Origin of the sequence: Bacillus vallismortis (assembly GCF_040784915.1) — a bacterium.
In the GTDB taxonomy this organism is placed as follows: domain Bacteria; phylum Bacillota; class Bacilli; order Bacillales; family Bacillaceae; genus Bacillus; species Bacillus subtilis_G.
Map to the genome: position 1 here is coordinate 597,682 of NZ_CP160797.1, position 13,116 is coordinate 610,797.

Here is a 13,116-nt window from a genome sequence, read left to right on the forward strand (position 1 = left end):
GCAGAATAGTGACCCGTGAGAATATAAAACGCACAGCCGTTCGCCAATTTAATGAGCTTGGCTACGAGGGAGTCAAAATGGCGCATATTGCAAAAGAACTGGGGATTCGGAAACAATCTCTGTCCTACCATTTCTCGTCAAAAAAGGATCTGTTGATGGAAGTATACCCCGAGATTGTTGAAGAAGAAGTAGCGTTTATCAATGATTTTTTTGAATCCCGAATGCATATGCCAGCCAAAAATCTTATATATGCTTTTTTAAAAGAAACACAGGCGCGCTTTCATGCCATGCCCAATGTAGCCTTTTTGCAGGCGATGTCGTTTAAGGCTCCTGTTGAAGTAAGTGATTTTATTTCAGCCCAGTATCTGCTGTTTCTGCATGCTTTGAAAAGCCGAGTTGCACTTGTTTTTAAAGAAGCGGGCATCACCTGTCCGCCCGAAAAGTGTGCGATAGCCTTTATCACTCTTTTCGATGGGCTGAACATTCAGCTGGTTTACGAGAATAAACAATCATTTGAGCGATCTTTAGAGATTTCCTTCGATATTTTTTGGCAAGGGCTGAAGGCGAAAGCTTGAAAAATACCAAGAGCGAACAGCCCTTGGTATCCCTTAACGTTATTGATCCAGCTCTTTCATTCGTTTCGTAAGTTCATTGAAAACCTGATCAAGCTCTTTGTATCCTTTATCATTTGGCGCCATAAAACTGATCTTTCCCAGCACTTCTTGTCTTTCTGTCTCAAGCTTTAAACGAAGTTCTTCTCGGTCATTTCTTTCTGATGGAGCGTCATTCAATTGCTTTTCGATGTCATTGTCCGAGATGACGAGTTTACTGTTGGTTGTTTTTTCGAGAAAGTATCGGTCATGTGACACCGCCAGCAATGTGCCGCTGTAGTGTGACAGTGTTTCTTCCAGCTGTTCGCGTGACGGCAGGTCGAGATGGTTTGTCGGCTCATCTAAAATCAGCACGTCTTTTTCCTCCAGGATATATGCCATCAGTTTGATCTTTACACGCTCGCCCATACTCATATGCTTGATCGGCTCAGTCCATTGGGAAGCTGTAAAACCTAAGTGCTTCATCAGATTTTGAACGTGTCCCCTTGCTTCGTATGTTTCATTTTCAAATAACTCTTCCGGTGTTTGTTCTAAAGGCAAATCAAACACCTCCTGCGTTAAATAGCCGATGTTTGCAGACGGCGACACCCATACACTTCCCTCAGCTGTTTCCTGTCCCAGAATGATTTTCAGTAATGTCGTTTTTCCGCTGCCATTAGGGCCTATGATCGCAACCTTTTCACCGTGTTGAATCGTAAAATGTGCGTTTTTAAAGAGTAGCCTTTCGCCAAAAGCCTTCGTTACATGCCGAACTTCTAAAAAATGTTTTCCCGTTTTATGGGTTGTATCAATTGAAAAGTGTACATGATATTCTGGCTTAACGGATTCCGCTTTTGCTTTTTCCAGCTCTTGTTCAAGCCGCTTCCGCTTGGATTTCATTTGGGCATCCTTACGCTTGGCTTTTACACGGTGATATTCTTTAAATCCTTCCTTTTTCGTCGATTGGGCGTGCGCTTTTTCCGACCATGAAGCCAGCTCATTCATTTGTGCTTCAATTCGTTCAACCATTTTTTGCTGCTTTTCATATTCACGCTGCTGGGTGAGTCTTTTCTTTTCCCGGAACTTCATATACCCAGAGTAATTTCCTTTGAATTCAATCAGCGATTGAGCTTCGAGAGACCATATTTTTGTTGCGGATTCGTCTAAAAAATAACGATCGTGAGAAACAAGAATCACAGTGCCTCTATAGCTTTTCAGCTGTTGAATGAGAAATTGCAGGCTTTTTTCATCAAGGTGGTTTGTCGGTTCATCTAACAGTAAAAGATCTGCATCCTCTGAAAATCCTTTTGCCAGCCGTGCTTTCAGTTTTTCGCCGCCGCTTAATTGATGGAAATTTCGAACGGGCACACACCATTTCTCCAGTAATTTCTTTTCGGCAGGCGTCTGATCCGCAAAGGAATATGACGCGGTTTCCTGTTCTACCAGCGACATTTTTAAATCCTGCCGAAGTCTTCGGATTTGTCCTTGTGCAGGGGTTAAGTCATTGTGAATGAGGTGAAGCAGCGTCGATTTCCCAGCGCCATTTTTGCCGATAATCCCAATGACATCTCCTTGATGAACACTGGCATTTACGTTTTTAAAAACAGTCAGATTCATCACTTCATAGCTGACATTTGTTAATGTTACGATCTCTTTCATTCATATCCCTCGCTTTAAAGGGAGAATCAAAAAATCCTCCCAAATGTGTTGGAAGGATTAGCCGCGCCTGTGCATGATCAAATAAGCTATTGTTCATAAATAGCAGTGTCATCTATATAGAGAATGGGCAGACTAATCCTATTTTTTCTGATTTGAAATATTGATTTCAAACGGTAAAAATAAGATTAGTTAATCATTGTCCACCCATCATCCCTTCTTGTTTTGATTACACACACTATAGCATAACTTCAAATTCGAAAGCAAAGGCCATTTGGGATATTTTTCATCAAAAAACTCCTGCTCTCATTTTTGAGGCAGGAGCTGCGAGTCTTATTGATGCTTTGCTTTTCTCACTTTATAAACCACAATCAGCAAAATAAACCAAACCGGCGTGATAAATAAGGAAATTCGAGTATCCTGAGCTAATGCTAAAACAACAATGATAAACGCCAGAAACGCAAGAATCAGGTAGTTTGAAAACGGATAAAGCGGAAGCTTAAACTTATTTGTTTTCGCTAATTCAGGTCTTGTTTTCCGGTATTTCATATGGCAGATGACCGTAATACCCCAAATGTAGATAAAGCAGACGGTGGAAATGCTTGTGATCAGGGTGAATACGCCTTCTGGCATGATGTAGTTTAGCGTGACACCGATTAAAATCACGATAGCTGAAAAGAACAACGCATTTCTGGGTACTTTACGCGGAGTCAGTTTCGCCATTGATTCAGGCGCATTATTATCTTTCGCCAGGGAATAGATCATACGGCTTGTACTGAACACAGCGCTGTTGCATGCAGAAGCAGCGGATGTCAACACAACAAAGTTAATAATACTTGCTGCCGCGACGATGCCGACCGCGACAAATACCTGTACGAATGGGCTTTCGCTGGGATTGATAACATTCCAAGGATAGATGCTCATAATGACAAGAAGAGCACCGATATAGAAAAGCAGCACCCGGATAGGGATATTGTTGATCGCCTTAGGGATGACTTTTTCAGGGTTTTCTGTTTCACCGGCTGTAAGTCCGACCAGCTCAATGCCGACAAAGGCAAACACAACCATCTGGAACGAGAGGATAAACCCGTGCATTCCATTCGGGAACATACCTCCGTGGCTCCAGAGATTTGTGAAACTGGAGGCTCCTGAGCTAGTGGGAAACCCTTTAAAGATCATCACAAGACCGATAGCGATCAGCGCCAAAATGGCAATGACTTTAATTAAAGCAAACCAAAATTCTAATTCTCCAAAAAGCTTAACAGTTGCCAGGTTCATAATCATTAAAACAATCAGAGCGATTAAGCCGGGCACCCATTGCGGCACACCCGGAAGCCAATATTGAGTGTAAAGCCCGACGGCTGTCAGATCTGCCATCGCAATGGAAATCCAGCAGAACCAGTATGTCCAGCCGGTGATAAAGGCTGCCATATCGCCTAAATAGTCTTGTACAAAATCAACAAAAGAGTGATAGTTCAAATTCGATAACAGCAGTTCACCAAGAGATCTCATAATTAAAAAGCAAATGATTCCTGTGATCAAGTAGGCAAATAAAATGGACGGGCCGGCAAAATGAATTGATTTTCCTGAGCCGAGAAATAACCCCGTCCCAATAGCACCGCCGATGGCGATGAGCTGGATGTGCCTGTTTTTTAAGCCTCTCTCCAAGGTTTGCTGATTTATATTATCTTTCGTCATATCGTCTGTCACTTTGTGTGTTCCTCCATTGAAAATTGTTTTGAGTCAGCAATACGTTTTTAATGATTATTATAACACTAAAATTTCTATCTTTTTTACTATAAAGGTAAATGAAAAGAAATTTTAATGTTTTTTGAAAAAATTCATTATAAAAAGCGGCTCCATTTAGTGAGCCGCAGTCGTTTTATGCCATTTCTGTTTTTTTCAAATACAGGTAGAGCCCATAATCTGTCGGAGCGGATGCATATCCTGCCTGCCGCAGCATTGCTGTGATATTGCCGCGGTGGTATGTCCCGTGATTAACAACGTGAGGAACCAGCTCGGAAACAGTCGTTTGCATGATTCCGGCTGAGGGGTTTTGAATCTGGAGGGGTTTATCGATCTGTTCGTTTTGCTGTAAACATAATGTGTAGCGCTCGGATAACTCCAGAAACAGAGCTTCCATCTCCTCCATTTCTTTTGCCTCTGTCTGTTCTTTAAGCTGTTCAGCTAATGCGAGAGCATCGTTCATACTTTTGCCGGAAAACACTTCAATCCAGCCGAGGTCGGAGAGGTAAATATGAGACAACACATGGGCTATCGACGGAAACACACTTTGAATGTCTTGGCGATAGACCTCTTTTGGAAGCTCTTTTAACCGGTTGAATATTTGCTGATTAGCCCATACGTTATATTCATAAAAATGTAGTGGAAAATCTGGCATGTGGATTTTCTCCCTTCGTGTTTATAATTCTATTGTACACGAACAGGTGTTCTTTGTGGAGTGTTTGTGAATAAAATAGGTTGACAGACCTAGTTTAGAGGAATAAACTAATTGACATTGATCATATAGTTTAGAGGTCTAAACTATAATGAGGAGGGGAAGATGTTGAATGAACAAAAGCTATGTCAGGCGATAAACCTGTTTGTGGAAGTATTACTAGAAGGGACAGAGTTTGTGCATCGTGAAATCAATCAGGATGTCTTCAAGCATATCTCCAGAGAACAGGCGGACCTGTTAAAAATTTTAAAAGTCAAAGGACCAACCTCTCCCGGCAGCCTGGCCATGTATCAAAATGTACATAAGAGCGCGATTTCGAACAGACTGAAAAAGCTGCTTGAAAAAGGATTGGTTGAATGGGATGACTGTCCGGCAAAAAGTGATAAGCGCTCTAAGCTTATTCACATCACAGCCAGCGGTGAAAACATCCTGGGAAAATTAGATTCAGCCATCTTTAACGCTCTTAAAGAGCTAATCGATGATATAGATGAGGAACACTTACACTCTATCATAGAGATATTCACCATTCTAAAAAGCAAATTTAAAGGAGGAGATCCTGCCGAATGAGAGCAATCATCAAATTCAAGTGGGCGATTGCAGCCTCTATATTAGCACTTACCGTTATACTGAGTTTGTTTTCTCCGAACGTAACGGAGCTGGCGAATCAAAAGGGGCAGGCCCAGCTTCCCGCTGATGCTGTTTCAGAAAAAGCAAATGCCATTTTAAAACAAGCGGGAGAAGACAATAATTTGATCAGTATGGTCTTTACATTAGACCACGCTTTGAAAAAAGAGACAGAAGATCAGCTCCGCACAATGATCGATAAAGTCAAAAAGATCGACGGTGTAGAAGATGTAACGTCTCCTCTTACAGCGGAAAAAGAAGTCAAAGACCAATTAATCTCGAAAGACAAGAAAACCATCCTCGTTCCTGTCACGATTACAGGTTCTGATAAAAAGGCGGAAAAAATCGCGGATGACATGTATAAAATCGTCCCTGATGATTTGACGGCATATATAACGGGAGCCTCCCTCATCAATCAGGATTTCGCCCACAGTTCAGAGGAAGGGCTCAAGAAAACGGAAGTGATCACAGTCTGCTTGATCATCGGTTTACTGCTGATCGTGTTCCGCTCTGTTGTGACGCCTTTTATCCCGATTGTGGTTGTCGGGTTTTCATATCTGATCAGTCAATCCATATTGGGCATTCTCGTGTACAATGTTGATTTTCCTATCTCGACGTTTACGCAAACCTTCTTAGTCGCCATCCTGTTCGGCATCGGAACAGATTACTGCATACTGCTTCTGACCCGATTCCGTGAAGAATTGGCAAATGGACATGAAAAAAAAGAAGCGGCGTTAATCGCTTATCGTACAGGGGGAAAAACCTTATTTATCAGCGGATTTGCGGTATTGATCGGGTTTTCTGCGTTAGGCTTTGCGAAGTTTGCGATTTTCCAATCAGCAGTAGGAGTCGCAGTCGGTGTGGGAATTTTAATGATCATCCTCTATACACTGCTGCCATTATTTATGGTGACACTGGGTGAAAAGTTATTCTGGCCTTCTAAGAAAGTGCTGTCGCACAGTGATAATAAATTATGGGCGTTTCTCGGCAGACATTCGGTTGTGCGTCCGTTTCTGTTTATTGTCATTACGGTGATCATCACGCTTCCGTTCATCTTGACCTATGATGACCAGATTTCATTCGATTCGACTGCAGAGATCAGCAGCGATTATAAATCAATAAAAGCTCTTGAGGCTATCAAAGATGGATTCGGTGAAGGGAAAGCGTTCCCGATCAATGTTGTCGTGAAAGGAGACAAAGAACTCTCAACAGCTGATACAATCCCTTATCTCGGAAATGTCAGCAAAGCGATTGAGAAAGTCGATCATGTGGACTCTGTCATGACCATCACGCAGCCGACTGGAGAAAAAATCAAAGATTTATATATTGATAAACAGCTAGGCTTGGTTTCAGACGGGCTGGATAAGACGGGTAAAGGAATTGCCGATGTCCAGAGCGGTTTAACGGATATAGAAAACGGAATGAATCAAATGGCGGGGCAAACGGGCTCAGCCTCAAATAGCAGCTCCGGCGGTTCACTGGGTGATGCGGCAGACGGTTTAGACAAAATCAATCAGCAGCTGCAGCTTGTGAGCAAACAGATTTCCCAAACCGGCAATACCGCACAGACCGTACAGACCGTACAGCAGCTTACGGCAATCAGCGGACAGCTTGGACAGATTCAAACCGGCCTTGAACAAGCGGACCAGCAGCTCTCAGGCCAGCAGGCACAAGCCGGAACGCTGACAGAAAGCCTGAAGAAGCTGGCTGCAGGCGTGAAGAGCGCAAATGATGGCCTGACGAAAATCACTGACGGCATAACAGCTTCCAGTGATATGTTAGAGGATATGAGCAAAAGCTCAACCGTAAGGGATACAGGCATATTCATTCCTGATCAAGTCATGAAAGATAAAGACTTTAAGAAGTCAATTGATCAATATTCATTTGCAGATGGCAAAGGCGTGCAATTAAGCGTCGTCCTGGATTCTAATCCTTATTCAGAACAGGCCATTACAACAATGAACCAAATCAAAAAAGCTGTAGCAAACGAAGTTGACGGCACTCCTCTCGAGGACGCACAGATCGTATACGGCGGGGTCACGAGCGTGAATGCGGACTTAAAAGAGCTGTCCACAACGGACTTCTCCAGAACAATGGTGATTATGATTATAGGTCTGTTTATTGTATTAACCATTTTATTCCGCTCGATGATCATGCCGATTTATATGATCGCGTCATTGCTGCTGACATACTATACGTCGATCTCCATAACAGAATTGATTTTTGTGAACGGCCTGGGAAATGCCGGCGTCAGCTGGGCAGTACCATTCTTCAGCTTTGTCATCTTGATCGCGTTAGGCGTAGATTATTCGATCTTCTTGCTTGACCGATTTAAGGAAGAGGTGCACCTTGGCATTGAACAAGGTGTCATCAGATCAATGAGCAAAATGGGATCAGTCATTATTACGGCGGCCATTATTTTGGCCGGCACGTTCGCGGCGATGATGCCCTCGGGCGTCAATACGCTGATGCAGGTGGCAAGTGTTATCATTATCGGACTGTTGCTTTACGGCCTCGTCATTCTTCCGCTCTTTATGCCGGCAATCATCGTGACCTTTGGAGAAGGCAACTGGTGGCCATTTAGAAGGAAGAAAATCAAAGAATAATAGAGAAAAGAGCCCAGAAATGAGTCTGGGCTCTTTGTTTTACTTCCATTCTGCAATTGTATCAATTGGCAAACGGTAGGAAGCATAGCCTTCGTCTGCTGCTTTTCCGATAGAAAGAAGCATGACCGGTACATAACGTTCTTTATCTAATCCGAAGGTTTCCGCGATGTTTTCTTTATCGTATCCGCCGATCGGGTTTGTATCGTAGCCGTGCGCGCGTGCAGTCAGCATCAGCTGCATTGAAACGAGACCGCCGTCAATCAGGATCGTTTCGCGGTTCACCTGCGCCGGAAGCTTTTCAAAATGAGCTGTCAGCGCGGCGATTTGTCTGTCTTTTACCTCCTGCGGCATATAACCGAGTTCCACCGCTTTTGAATAGATTTCTTCTAGATAGTCAGCATTGTTCATGTCTGCAAATACAGCGATGACAGCAGATGATGTTGTGACTTGCGTTTGGTTGAAGCTTGCAAGCGGTGCGAGCTTTTCTTTTCCTTCCGGGCTGTCGATGACGAGAAAACGCCATGGCTGAGCGTTGACAGAAGATGGCGCCGTTGTTGATTCTTCTAAGATTGCTGTCATCTCTTCTTTGCTGATTTTCACCGTCGGATCATAGTTGCGAATAGAACGGCGGCCTTTCATAATTTCCATAAAATCGTTTGTTTTGATCATGTTGATACACTCCTCTTAAGCTTCGATATTGTCTATGTTGTTACGCATACGCGCCAGCACATCAATGAGCAGGCGGCGCTCGTCTGCACTTACATTTGCGAGCATTTCCTTCATGAAACGCTCCTTTTCTTGCTTAGAAGACTCGATCCGCTCTCTTCCTCGATCTGTTAACCGAACAAGGGTGATGCGGTTGTCCTCAGGTTTGCGCCGTCTTGAGACCATGCCTTTGGCTTCCAGCTGTTTTAGGTGTCTAGTGACGGCGGCGCTATCAATATTTACTTTCTTTTGAAGGTCGCTTTGACTGATCTCATCTGCATGATAAAGCAATGACAGCAATTCCAAACGAGATTGGCTGATACCCGTGCATGCCTCGAACTTCACGCCAATCACCTTGTTCACGCCTTGCAGCTGATATAAAATCTCGGCTTCCTCTGAACAAAATGACGCCAAAACCCATCCCTTCTTTCTTGTCAACATAATTAATTGATATATCAATGATTGACTCATCAATTAATATACAATGATTGATTTCAACTTGCAAGCCATTTGCATATTTGAAAAACCCCCCAGATGTGAAGGGAGGTTTTGGGTTATTCTTGCGGTTCAGGATAAAACATCAGCAGAAAAAAGCTGGCCGTGTCTTCAGAAGAATTGATGTAGCTGTGCGGGGTTGACCCTGTAAACTGCAGGGCGTCTCCTGAAGCGAGCATGTGCTCCTGGCCCTGCAGATTAACCGTTAATTCGCCTTCTTTAATGAAAAGATATTCTTCTCCTAAATGTGTTTTTGCTTCATGAATACATCCAGGTTTCAGATCAACAACGTAAATTTCAAACTTTGTTTCAGGATTGTAGGGGAAAAAAGGGTAGACGCTGTAGTTTTCTTCATTATCTGTAACAGGTTCAATATCCCTCAGATTAATTTTTCTAACTATCGGCTTGTCTTCTTTCAGAAATACAGAAAAGGAGACTTGAAGCCCGTTTGCGATCTTCCATAGTGTAGTGACAGTCGGGGTGGACTTTCCTTTTTCGATTTGTCCGAGCATCGCTTTGCTGACACCCGTTAATTCAGAAACTTGATCAAGAGTCAGGTTTCTGTTTTTTCTAAGTTTGACCAGATTCATTGCAATAATGGCTTGGATATCATCCATACATGTATCTCCTTACGTCCATATTCGCTTTTATTATAACATATGGAAGTCTGTTATCACATTCTGTTGTCAGTTATAACATACGTGTGTATAATATGTTAGACGAGGAGGAGGACAGAATGATATCTGAAAAAGAAATGACTCATACAAAAACTGACGAGCCAACATTCTTGCAAGGATTTCAAGATTGTGTTCCGACGCTGATCGGTTACATCAGTGTAGGCTTGGCTCTCGGAATCGTGGGGGTTGCGTCGCATTTAAGCGTAATGGAAATTGTGTTAATGTCAGGATTGGTTTTTGCAGGCGGCGCCCAGTTCATTATGTGTGCGTTGTTAGCGGCGAACAGCCCGATGTCCGCCATTATTCTGACTACGTTTATTGTGAATTTGCGGAATTTTCTATTAAGCGCCGCGCTTGCTCCTCATTTTTCAAAGTATTCACTGGCGAAAAATGTAGGTATCGGCATGATGGTGACAGATGAATCGTTCGGTGTTGCTTCAAATAAGATTGTCAAAAACGAGCCCATTAACGATCGCTGGATGTTCGGTTTAAATCTTACAGCATATGCGTGCTGGGTGCTGTCTTGTGCGGCGGGGGCTGTTTTTGGCAAGTGGATTACCGATCCGGAATCGTTCGGACTGGATTTTGCGGTGACGGCTATGTTTTTAGCGCTGCTGGTTCTTCAACTGGAACATGTTGTGCCGGCGAAGCTTAAACATTATGTATCACTCATGATCTATATGGTGATTGCCATGGTTGTTTTTTCTTTCTTTATGCCGTCTCATCTTGCGGTCATCATATCAACGGTTATCGTAGCCACAATCGGGGTGGTGACGGATAAATGAGTGTCAATATATACATCTTGATGGTGATTATCGGCTGTGCGCTGGTCACGATGATTCCCCGCGTCATTCCCTTTTTAGTTGTTCGAAATATCACTTTGCCGAAGCCCGTGCTCAAGTGGCTTTCCTATGTGCCGGTCTGTATATTGACAGCACTTGTCGTAAAGGATTGTATGATTCAGTCAAATGATACTCTTCAATTGAATTGGCCCGCAGCCGTTATCTTGATCCCGACTCTCTTGATTGCGATGAAAACGAAAAGTTTATCCATTACTGTGATCACCGGCGTTCTTCTTATGGCGGGTTTGCGATTATGGGCATAAAACAAGAGGATCGGCACTTACTTGATCAGGGCAGAAGACCCTGATTTTTTTGTGTCTTTCGTTCAAGCTTTAAGCGGCTTTCACAGACTGAAAGTTATGATACAATATACAAATGTTTTTATAGCTTCAATCTATCGTTGAAGTTGACATCTTACATAAGGGACTAGGTTGAAGGGAAGGTTTGATAACATGCTGCAAAACCCAACTGGAAAAGAACGCTTGGCATTGGCGTTTCTGCTCGGCATGCTTGCTATATTGGGCCCGCTTAATATCGATATGTATTTGCCAAGTTTTCCTGAAATCGCGAATGATTTATCAGCAAGCGCTTCACTTGTACAGTTAAGTTTAACAGCCTGTCTGGTCGGGCTTACCATCGGCCAGCTGATTGTCGGGCCGGTCAGTGATGCGCAGGGAAGACGGAAGCCGCTATTAATCTGTATTTTTTTATTTGCGCTATCTTCTCTGTTTTGTGCGCTGTCGCCCAATATTACAACATTAGTGGCTGCGCGTTTTTTACAGGGGTTCACAGCTTCAGCAGGGCTTGTGCTGTCTCGCGCCATCGTCCGCGATGTGTTTACCGGAAGAGAGCTTTCTAAATTTTTCTCACTGTTAATGGTCATTACAGCAGTTGCGCCAATGGTAGCACCTATGACAGGCGGCGCCATTTTGCTTTTGCCATTTGCAACGTGGCATACGATTTTTCACTTGTTAACGATCATCGGATTTTTACTTGTTCTTTTGATTGCATTTAGACTAAAAGAAACGCTGCCGCCGGAAAAAAGGATTCCAAGCTCAATCGGAACATCTGTCAAAACGATGGGCAGCCTGCTGAAGGATCGGTCCTTTATGGGGTACGCGTTAACTGTTGGGTTTATACATGGAGGAAGCTTTGCATATGTGTCCGGTACCCCATTTGTATACCAGGGTATTTACGGGGTGTCGCCGCAGGTGTTTAGTATTCTGTTTGGCATTAACGGCCTGGCGATTATATCGGGCAGCTTTATGATCGGGCGCTTTGGCGGAATCATCCATGAAAAAAAACTGCTTCGCATAGCGGTCATTACAGCTATGATTGCGACGGCTGTGCTTTTGACTATGACCATGATTCACGGCCCTCTGGCCACACTAGTCATATCCATCTTCATTTACATGATTACAATTGGCATGGTTTTGACCAGCACGTTTACGCTGGCCATGGAGAAGCAGGGGCACCGAGCCGGAAGCGCAAGCGCGCTGCTCGGCATGCTGCCGCTTCTCCTCGGATCGATCGTCTCCCCGTTTGTAGGCATTAATGAAACGACTGCCATTCCAATGGGAGCGATCATGTTTGTGACAGCGGTCATCGGCTCGCTGGCGTTTTTTGGATTAACGAAAGAACGAGCGGAGCAAAAAACCTGACATGGCGTCAGGTTTTTTGTTTTAGTTAGAATAATAACAGCAGGCCCGCAATCGCCGGAGTCAAGAAGATGGCCGATTTCAGAACCACCTTTGGCATAAGGTTGGTGAATTTCGCACCTACATAGGCACCGCACATCGTGCCGACCAAGACTTTGATCAGCAGTATATAATCGACAAAACCTTCTGTAATGTATCCGATTCCTCCACCTACAGCGAGGGGAATGATCACAAGCATCGTCGTTCCGACAGAATGGCGAATAGACAGGTTCAGCATGATCATTAAACCGATTTGAATAAAAGGCGCCGACCCTATGCCGAATGTGCCGGAAAGAACGCCGGAAACAATTCCTAAGATGACCGCTCTCGTATACGTTGAAAGATGGCTCTGATTCATTTGAGCCTTCTCTTTTAAAAGAAACAATCTGATTAAAATGAGAATCGCTGATAAAAACAACATTCCCGCCGTCAAATAATGAAGCAAATCAGCCGGAATGAACGATGTCAGTTTGGCGCCGAAAAATGAGCCGACCGCAGCAAAGCATCCGACTATTAAGCCGATTTTCATTTGAATGTTGCCTTCACGATAGTGGCTGTATGCCCCTGATAAGCTGGTGAAAGCCATCCCGGCGAGGGAAGTGCCTAAAGCCGTATGAATAGGAACATGGAAAAGAAGAGTTAAAAGTGCAATGACAAAGCCTGCACCCCCGGCACCTATAAAGCCTAAAATAATCCCGAGAAGAAACATAACAAGAATAATGAGCATATTTTTTCCTCCATTGAAAAGGTCTAAAAATGTAATAAG

General features: G+C 43.7%; 13 protein-coding genes. 6 read left to right on the plus strand and 7 right to left on the minus strand.

Features of this window, described 5'->3' with window-relative positions:
- The first annotated feature begins 8 nt into the window (after nt 1-8).
- The gene (locus ABZM97_RS03135; protein ID WP_367387203.1) at nt 9-575 is read left to right on the plus strand and encodes a TetR/AcrR family transcriptional regulator; all 567 of its coding nucleotides are present in this window, start codon (nt 9-11) and stop codon (nt 573-575) included.
- 39 nt (nt 576-614) lie between these two features.
- On the opposite strand, the gene vmlR is transcribed toward ABZM97_RS03135, so the two are convergent.
- The 3 genes from vmlR to dinB form a co-directional block, all read right to left on the minus strand.
- Nucleotides 615-2,249, minus strand: coding sequence for an ABC-F type ribosomal protection protein VmlR (vmlR, locus tag ABZM97_RS03140; RefSeq protein WP_367387204.1), 1,635 nt, complete (start codon nt 2,247-2,249; stop codon nt 615-617).
- A 330-nt stretch (nt 2,250-2,579) separates the two neighbouring features.
- Nucleotides 2,580-3,956, minus strand: a complete 1,377-nt coding sequence (locus ABZM97_RS03145; RefSeq protein ID WP_087993573.1) for an amino acid permease — start codon at nt 3,954-3,956, stop codon at nt 2,580-2,582.
- 172 nt (nt 3,957-4,128) lie between these two features.
- A complete protein-coding gene (dinB, locus tag ABZM97_RS03150; RefSeq protein WP_087993574.1) occupies nt 4,129-4,647 on the minus strand; it encodes a damage-inducible protein DinB in 519 nt (172 codons plus the stop codon).
- A 165-nt stretch (nt 4,648-4,812) separates the two neighbouring features.
- Here dinB and ABZM97_RS03155 point away from each other — a divergent pair, with 165 nt between their 5' ends.
- A complete protein-coding gene (locus ABZM97_RS03155; RefSeq protein WP_087993600.1) occupies nt 4,813-5,271 on the plus strand; it encodes a MarR family transcriptional regulator in 459 nt (152 codons plus the stop codon).
- On the plus strand, nt 5,268-7,934 hold the full coding sequence (locus ABZM97_RS03160) for an MMPL family transporter (protein ID WP_367387205.1): 2,667 nt from the start codon (nt 5,268-5,270) through the stop codon (nt 7,932-7,934). Before ABZM97_RS03155 ends, ABZM97_RS03160 begins: the two co-directional genes overlap by 4 nt.
- Nucleotides 7,935-7,973: 39 nt before the next feature.
- Here ABZM97_RS03160 and ABZM97_RS03165 read toward each other — a convergent pair whose 3' ends face one another.
- The 3 genes from ABZM97_RS03165 to ABZM97_RS03175 all read right to left on the minus strand — a co-directional run bounded on the left by ABZM97_RS03165 (nt 7,974) and on the right by ABZM97_RS03175 (nt 9,751).
- Complete coding sequence (locus ABZM97_RS03165; RefSeq protein WP_087993576.1) at nt 7,974-8,603, minus strand: nitroreductase family protein; 630 nt, start codon at nt 8,601-8,603, stop codon at nt 7,974-7,976.
- A gap of 15 nt (nt 8,604-8,618) precedes the next feature.
- A complete protein-coding gene (locus ABZM97_RS03170) occupies nt 8,619-9,113 on the minus strand; it encodes a MarR family transcriptional regulator (protein WP_367387206.1) in 495 nt (164 codons plus the stop codon).
- An 80-nt stretch (nt 9,114-9,193) separates the two neighbouring features.
- Nucleotides 9,194-9,751: a helix-turn-helix domain-containing protein gene (locus ABZM97_RS03175; protein WP_289346560.1), complete on the minus strand. Its 558-nt coding sequence runs from the start codon at nt 9,749-9,751 to the stop codon at nt 9,194-9,196.
- 119 nt (nt 9,752-9,870) lie between these two features.
- On the opposite strand from ABZM97_RS03175, the gene ABZM97_RS03180 reads away from it, so the two are divergent.
- The 3 genes from ABZM97_RS03180 (at nt 9,871) to ABZM97_RS03190 (ending at nt 12,314) form a co-directional block, all read left to right on the plus strand.
- Nucleotides 9,871-10,596: an AzlC family ABC transporter permease gene (locus ABZM97_RS03180; RefSeq protein WP_367387207.1), complete on the plus strand. Its 726-nt coding sequence runs from the start codon at nt 9,871-9,873 to the stop codon at nt 10,594-10,596.
- Nucleotides 10,593-10,916: an AzlD domain-containing protein gene (locus ABZM97_RS03185; RefSeq protein WP_087993580.1), complete on the plus strand. Its 324-nt coding sequence runs from the start codon at nt 10,593-10,595 to the stop codon at nt 10,914-10,916. Before ABZM97_RS03180 ends, ABZM97_RS03185 begins: the two co-directional genes overlap by 4 nt.
- A 189-nt stretch (nt 10,917-11,105) precedes the next feature.
- On the plus strand, nt 11,106-12,314 hold the full coding sequence (locus tag ABZM97_RS03190; RefSeq protein ID WP_087993581.1) for an MFS transporter: 1,209 nt from the start codon (nt 11,106-11,108) through the stop codon (nt 12,312-12,314).
- 25 nt (nt 12,315-12,339) lie between these two features.
- Here ABZM97_RS03190 and ABZM97_RS03195 read toward each other — a convergent pair whose 3' ends face one another.
- Nucleotides 12,340-13,077 (minus strand): sulfite exporter TauE/SafE family protein, encoded by a 738-nt coding sequence (locus tag ABZM97_RS03195; RefSeq protein ID WP_087993582.1) that lies wholly within the window; start codon nt 13,075-13,077, stop codon nt 12,340-12,342.
- Nucleotides 13,078-13,116: the final 39 nt, after the last annotated feature.

Coding starts and splice junctions, on each gene's coding strand:
- vmlR (WP_367387204.1), bottom strand. CDS start 2,249: ATGAAAGAGATCGTAACATTAACAAATGTCAGCTATGAAGTGATGAAT.
- ABZM97_RS03185 (WP_087993580.1), top strand. CDS start 10,593: ATGAGTGTCAATATATACATCTTGATGGTGATTATCGGCTGTGCGCTG.
- ABZM97_RS03175 (WP_289346560.1), bottom strand. CDS start 9,751: ATGGATGATATCCAAGCCATTATTGCAATGAATCTGGTCAAACTTAGA.
- ABZM97_RS03180 (WP_367387207.1), top strand. CDS start 9,871: ATGATATCTGAAAAAGAAATGACTCATACAAAAACTGACGAGCCAACA.
- ABZM97_RS03160 (WP_367387205.1), top strand. CDS start 5,268: ATGAGAGCAATCATCAAATTCAAGTGGGCGATTGCAGCCTCTATATTA.
- ABZM97_RS03195 (WP_087993582.1), bottom strand. CDS start 13,077: ATGCTCATTATTCTTGTTATGTTTCTTCTCGGGATTATTTTAGGCTTT.
- ABZM97_RS03165 (WP_087993576.1), bottom strand. CDS start 8,603: ATGATCAAAACAAACGATTTTATGGAAATTATGAAAGGCCGCCGTTCT.
- ABZM97_RS03190 (WP_087993581.1), top strand. CDS start 11,106: ATGCTGCAAAACCCAACTGGAAAAGAACGCTTGGCATTGGCGTTTCTG.
- dinB (WP_087993574.1), bottom strand. CDS start 4,647: ATGCCAGATTTTCCACTACATTTTTATGAATATAACGTATGGGCTAAT.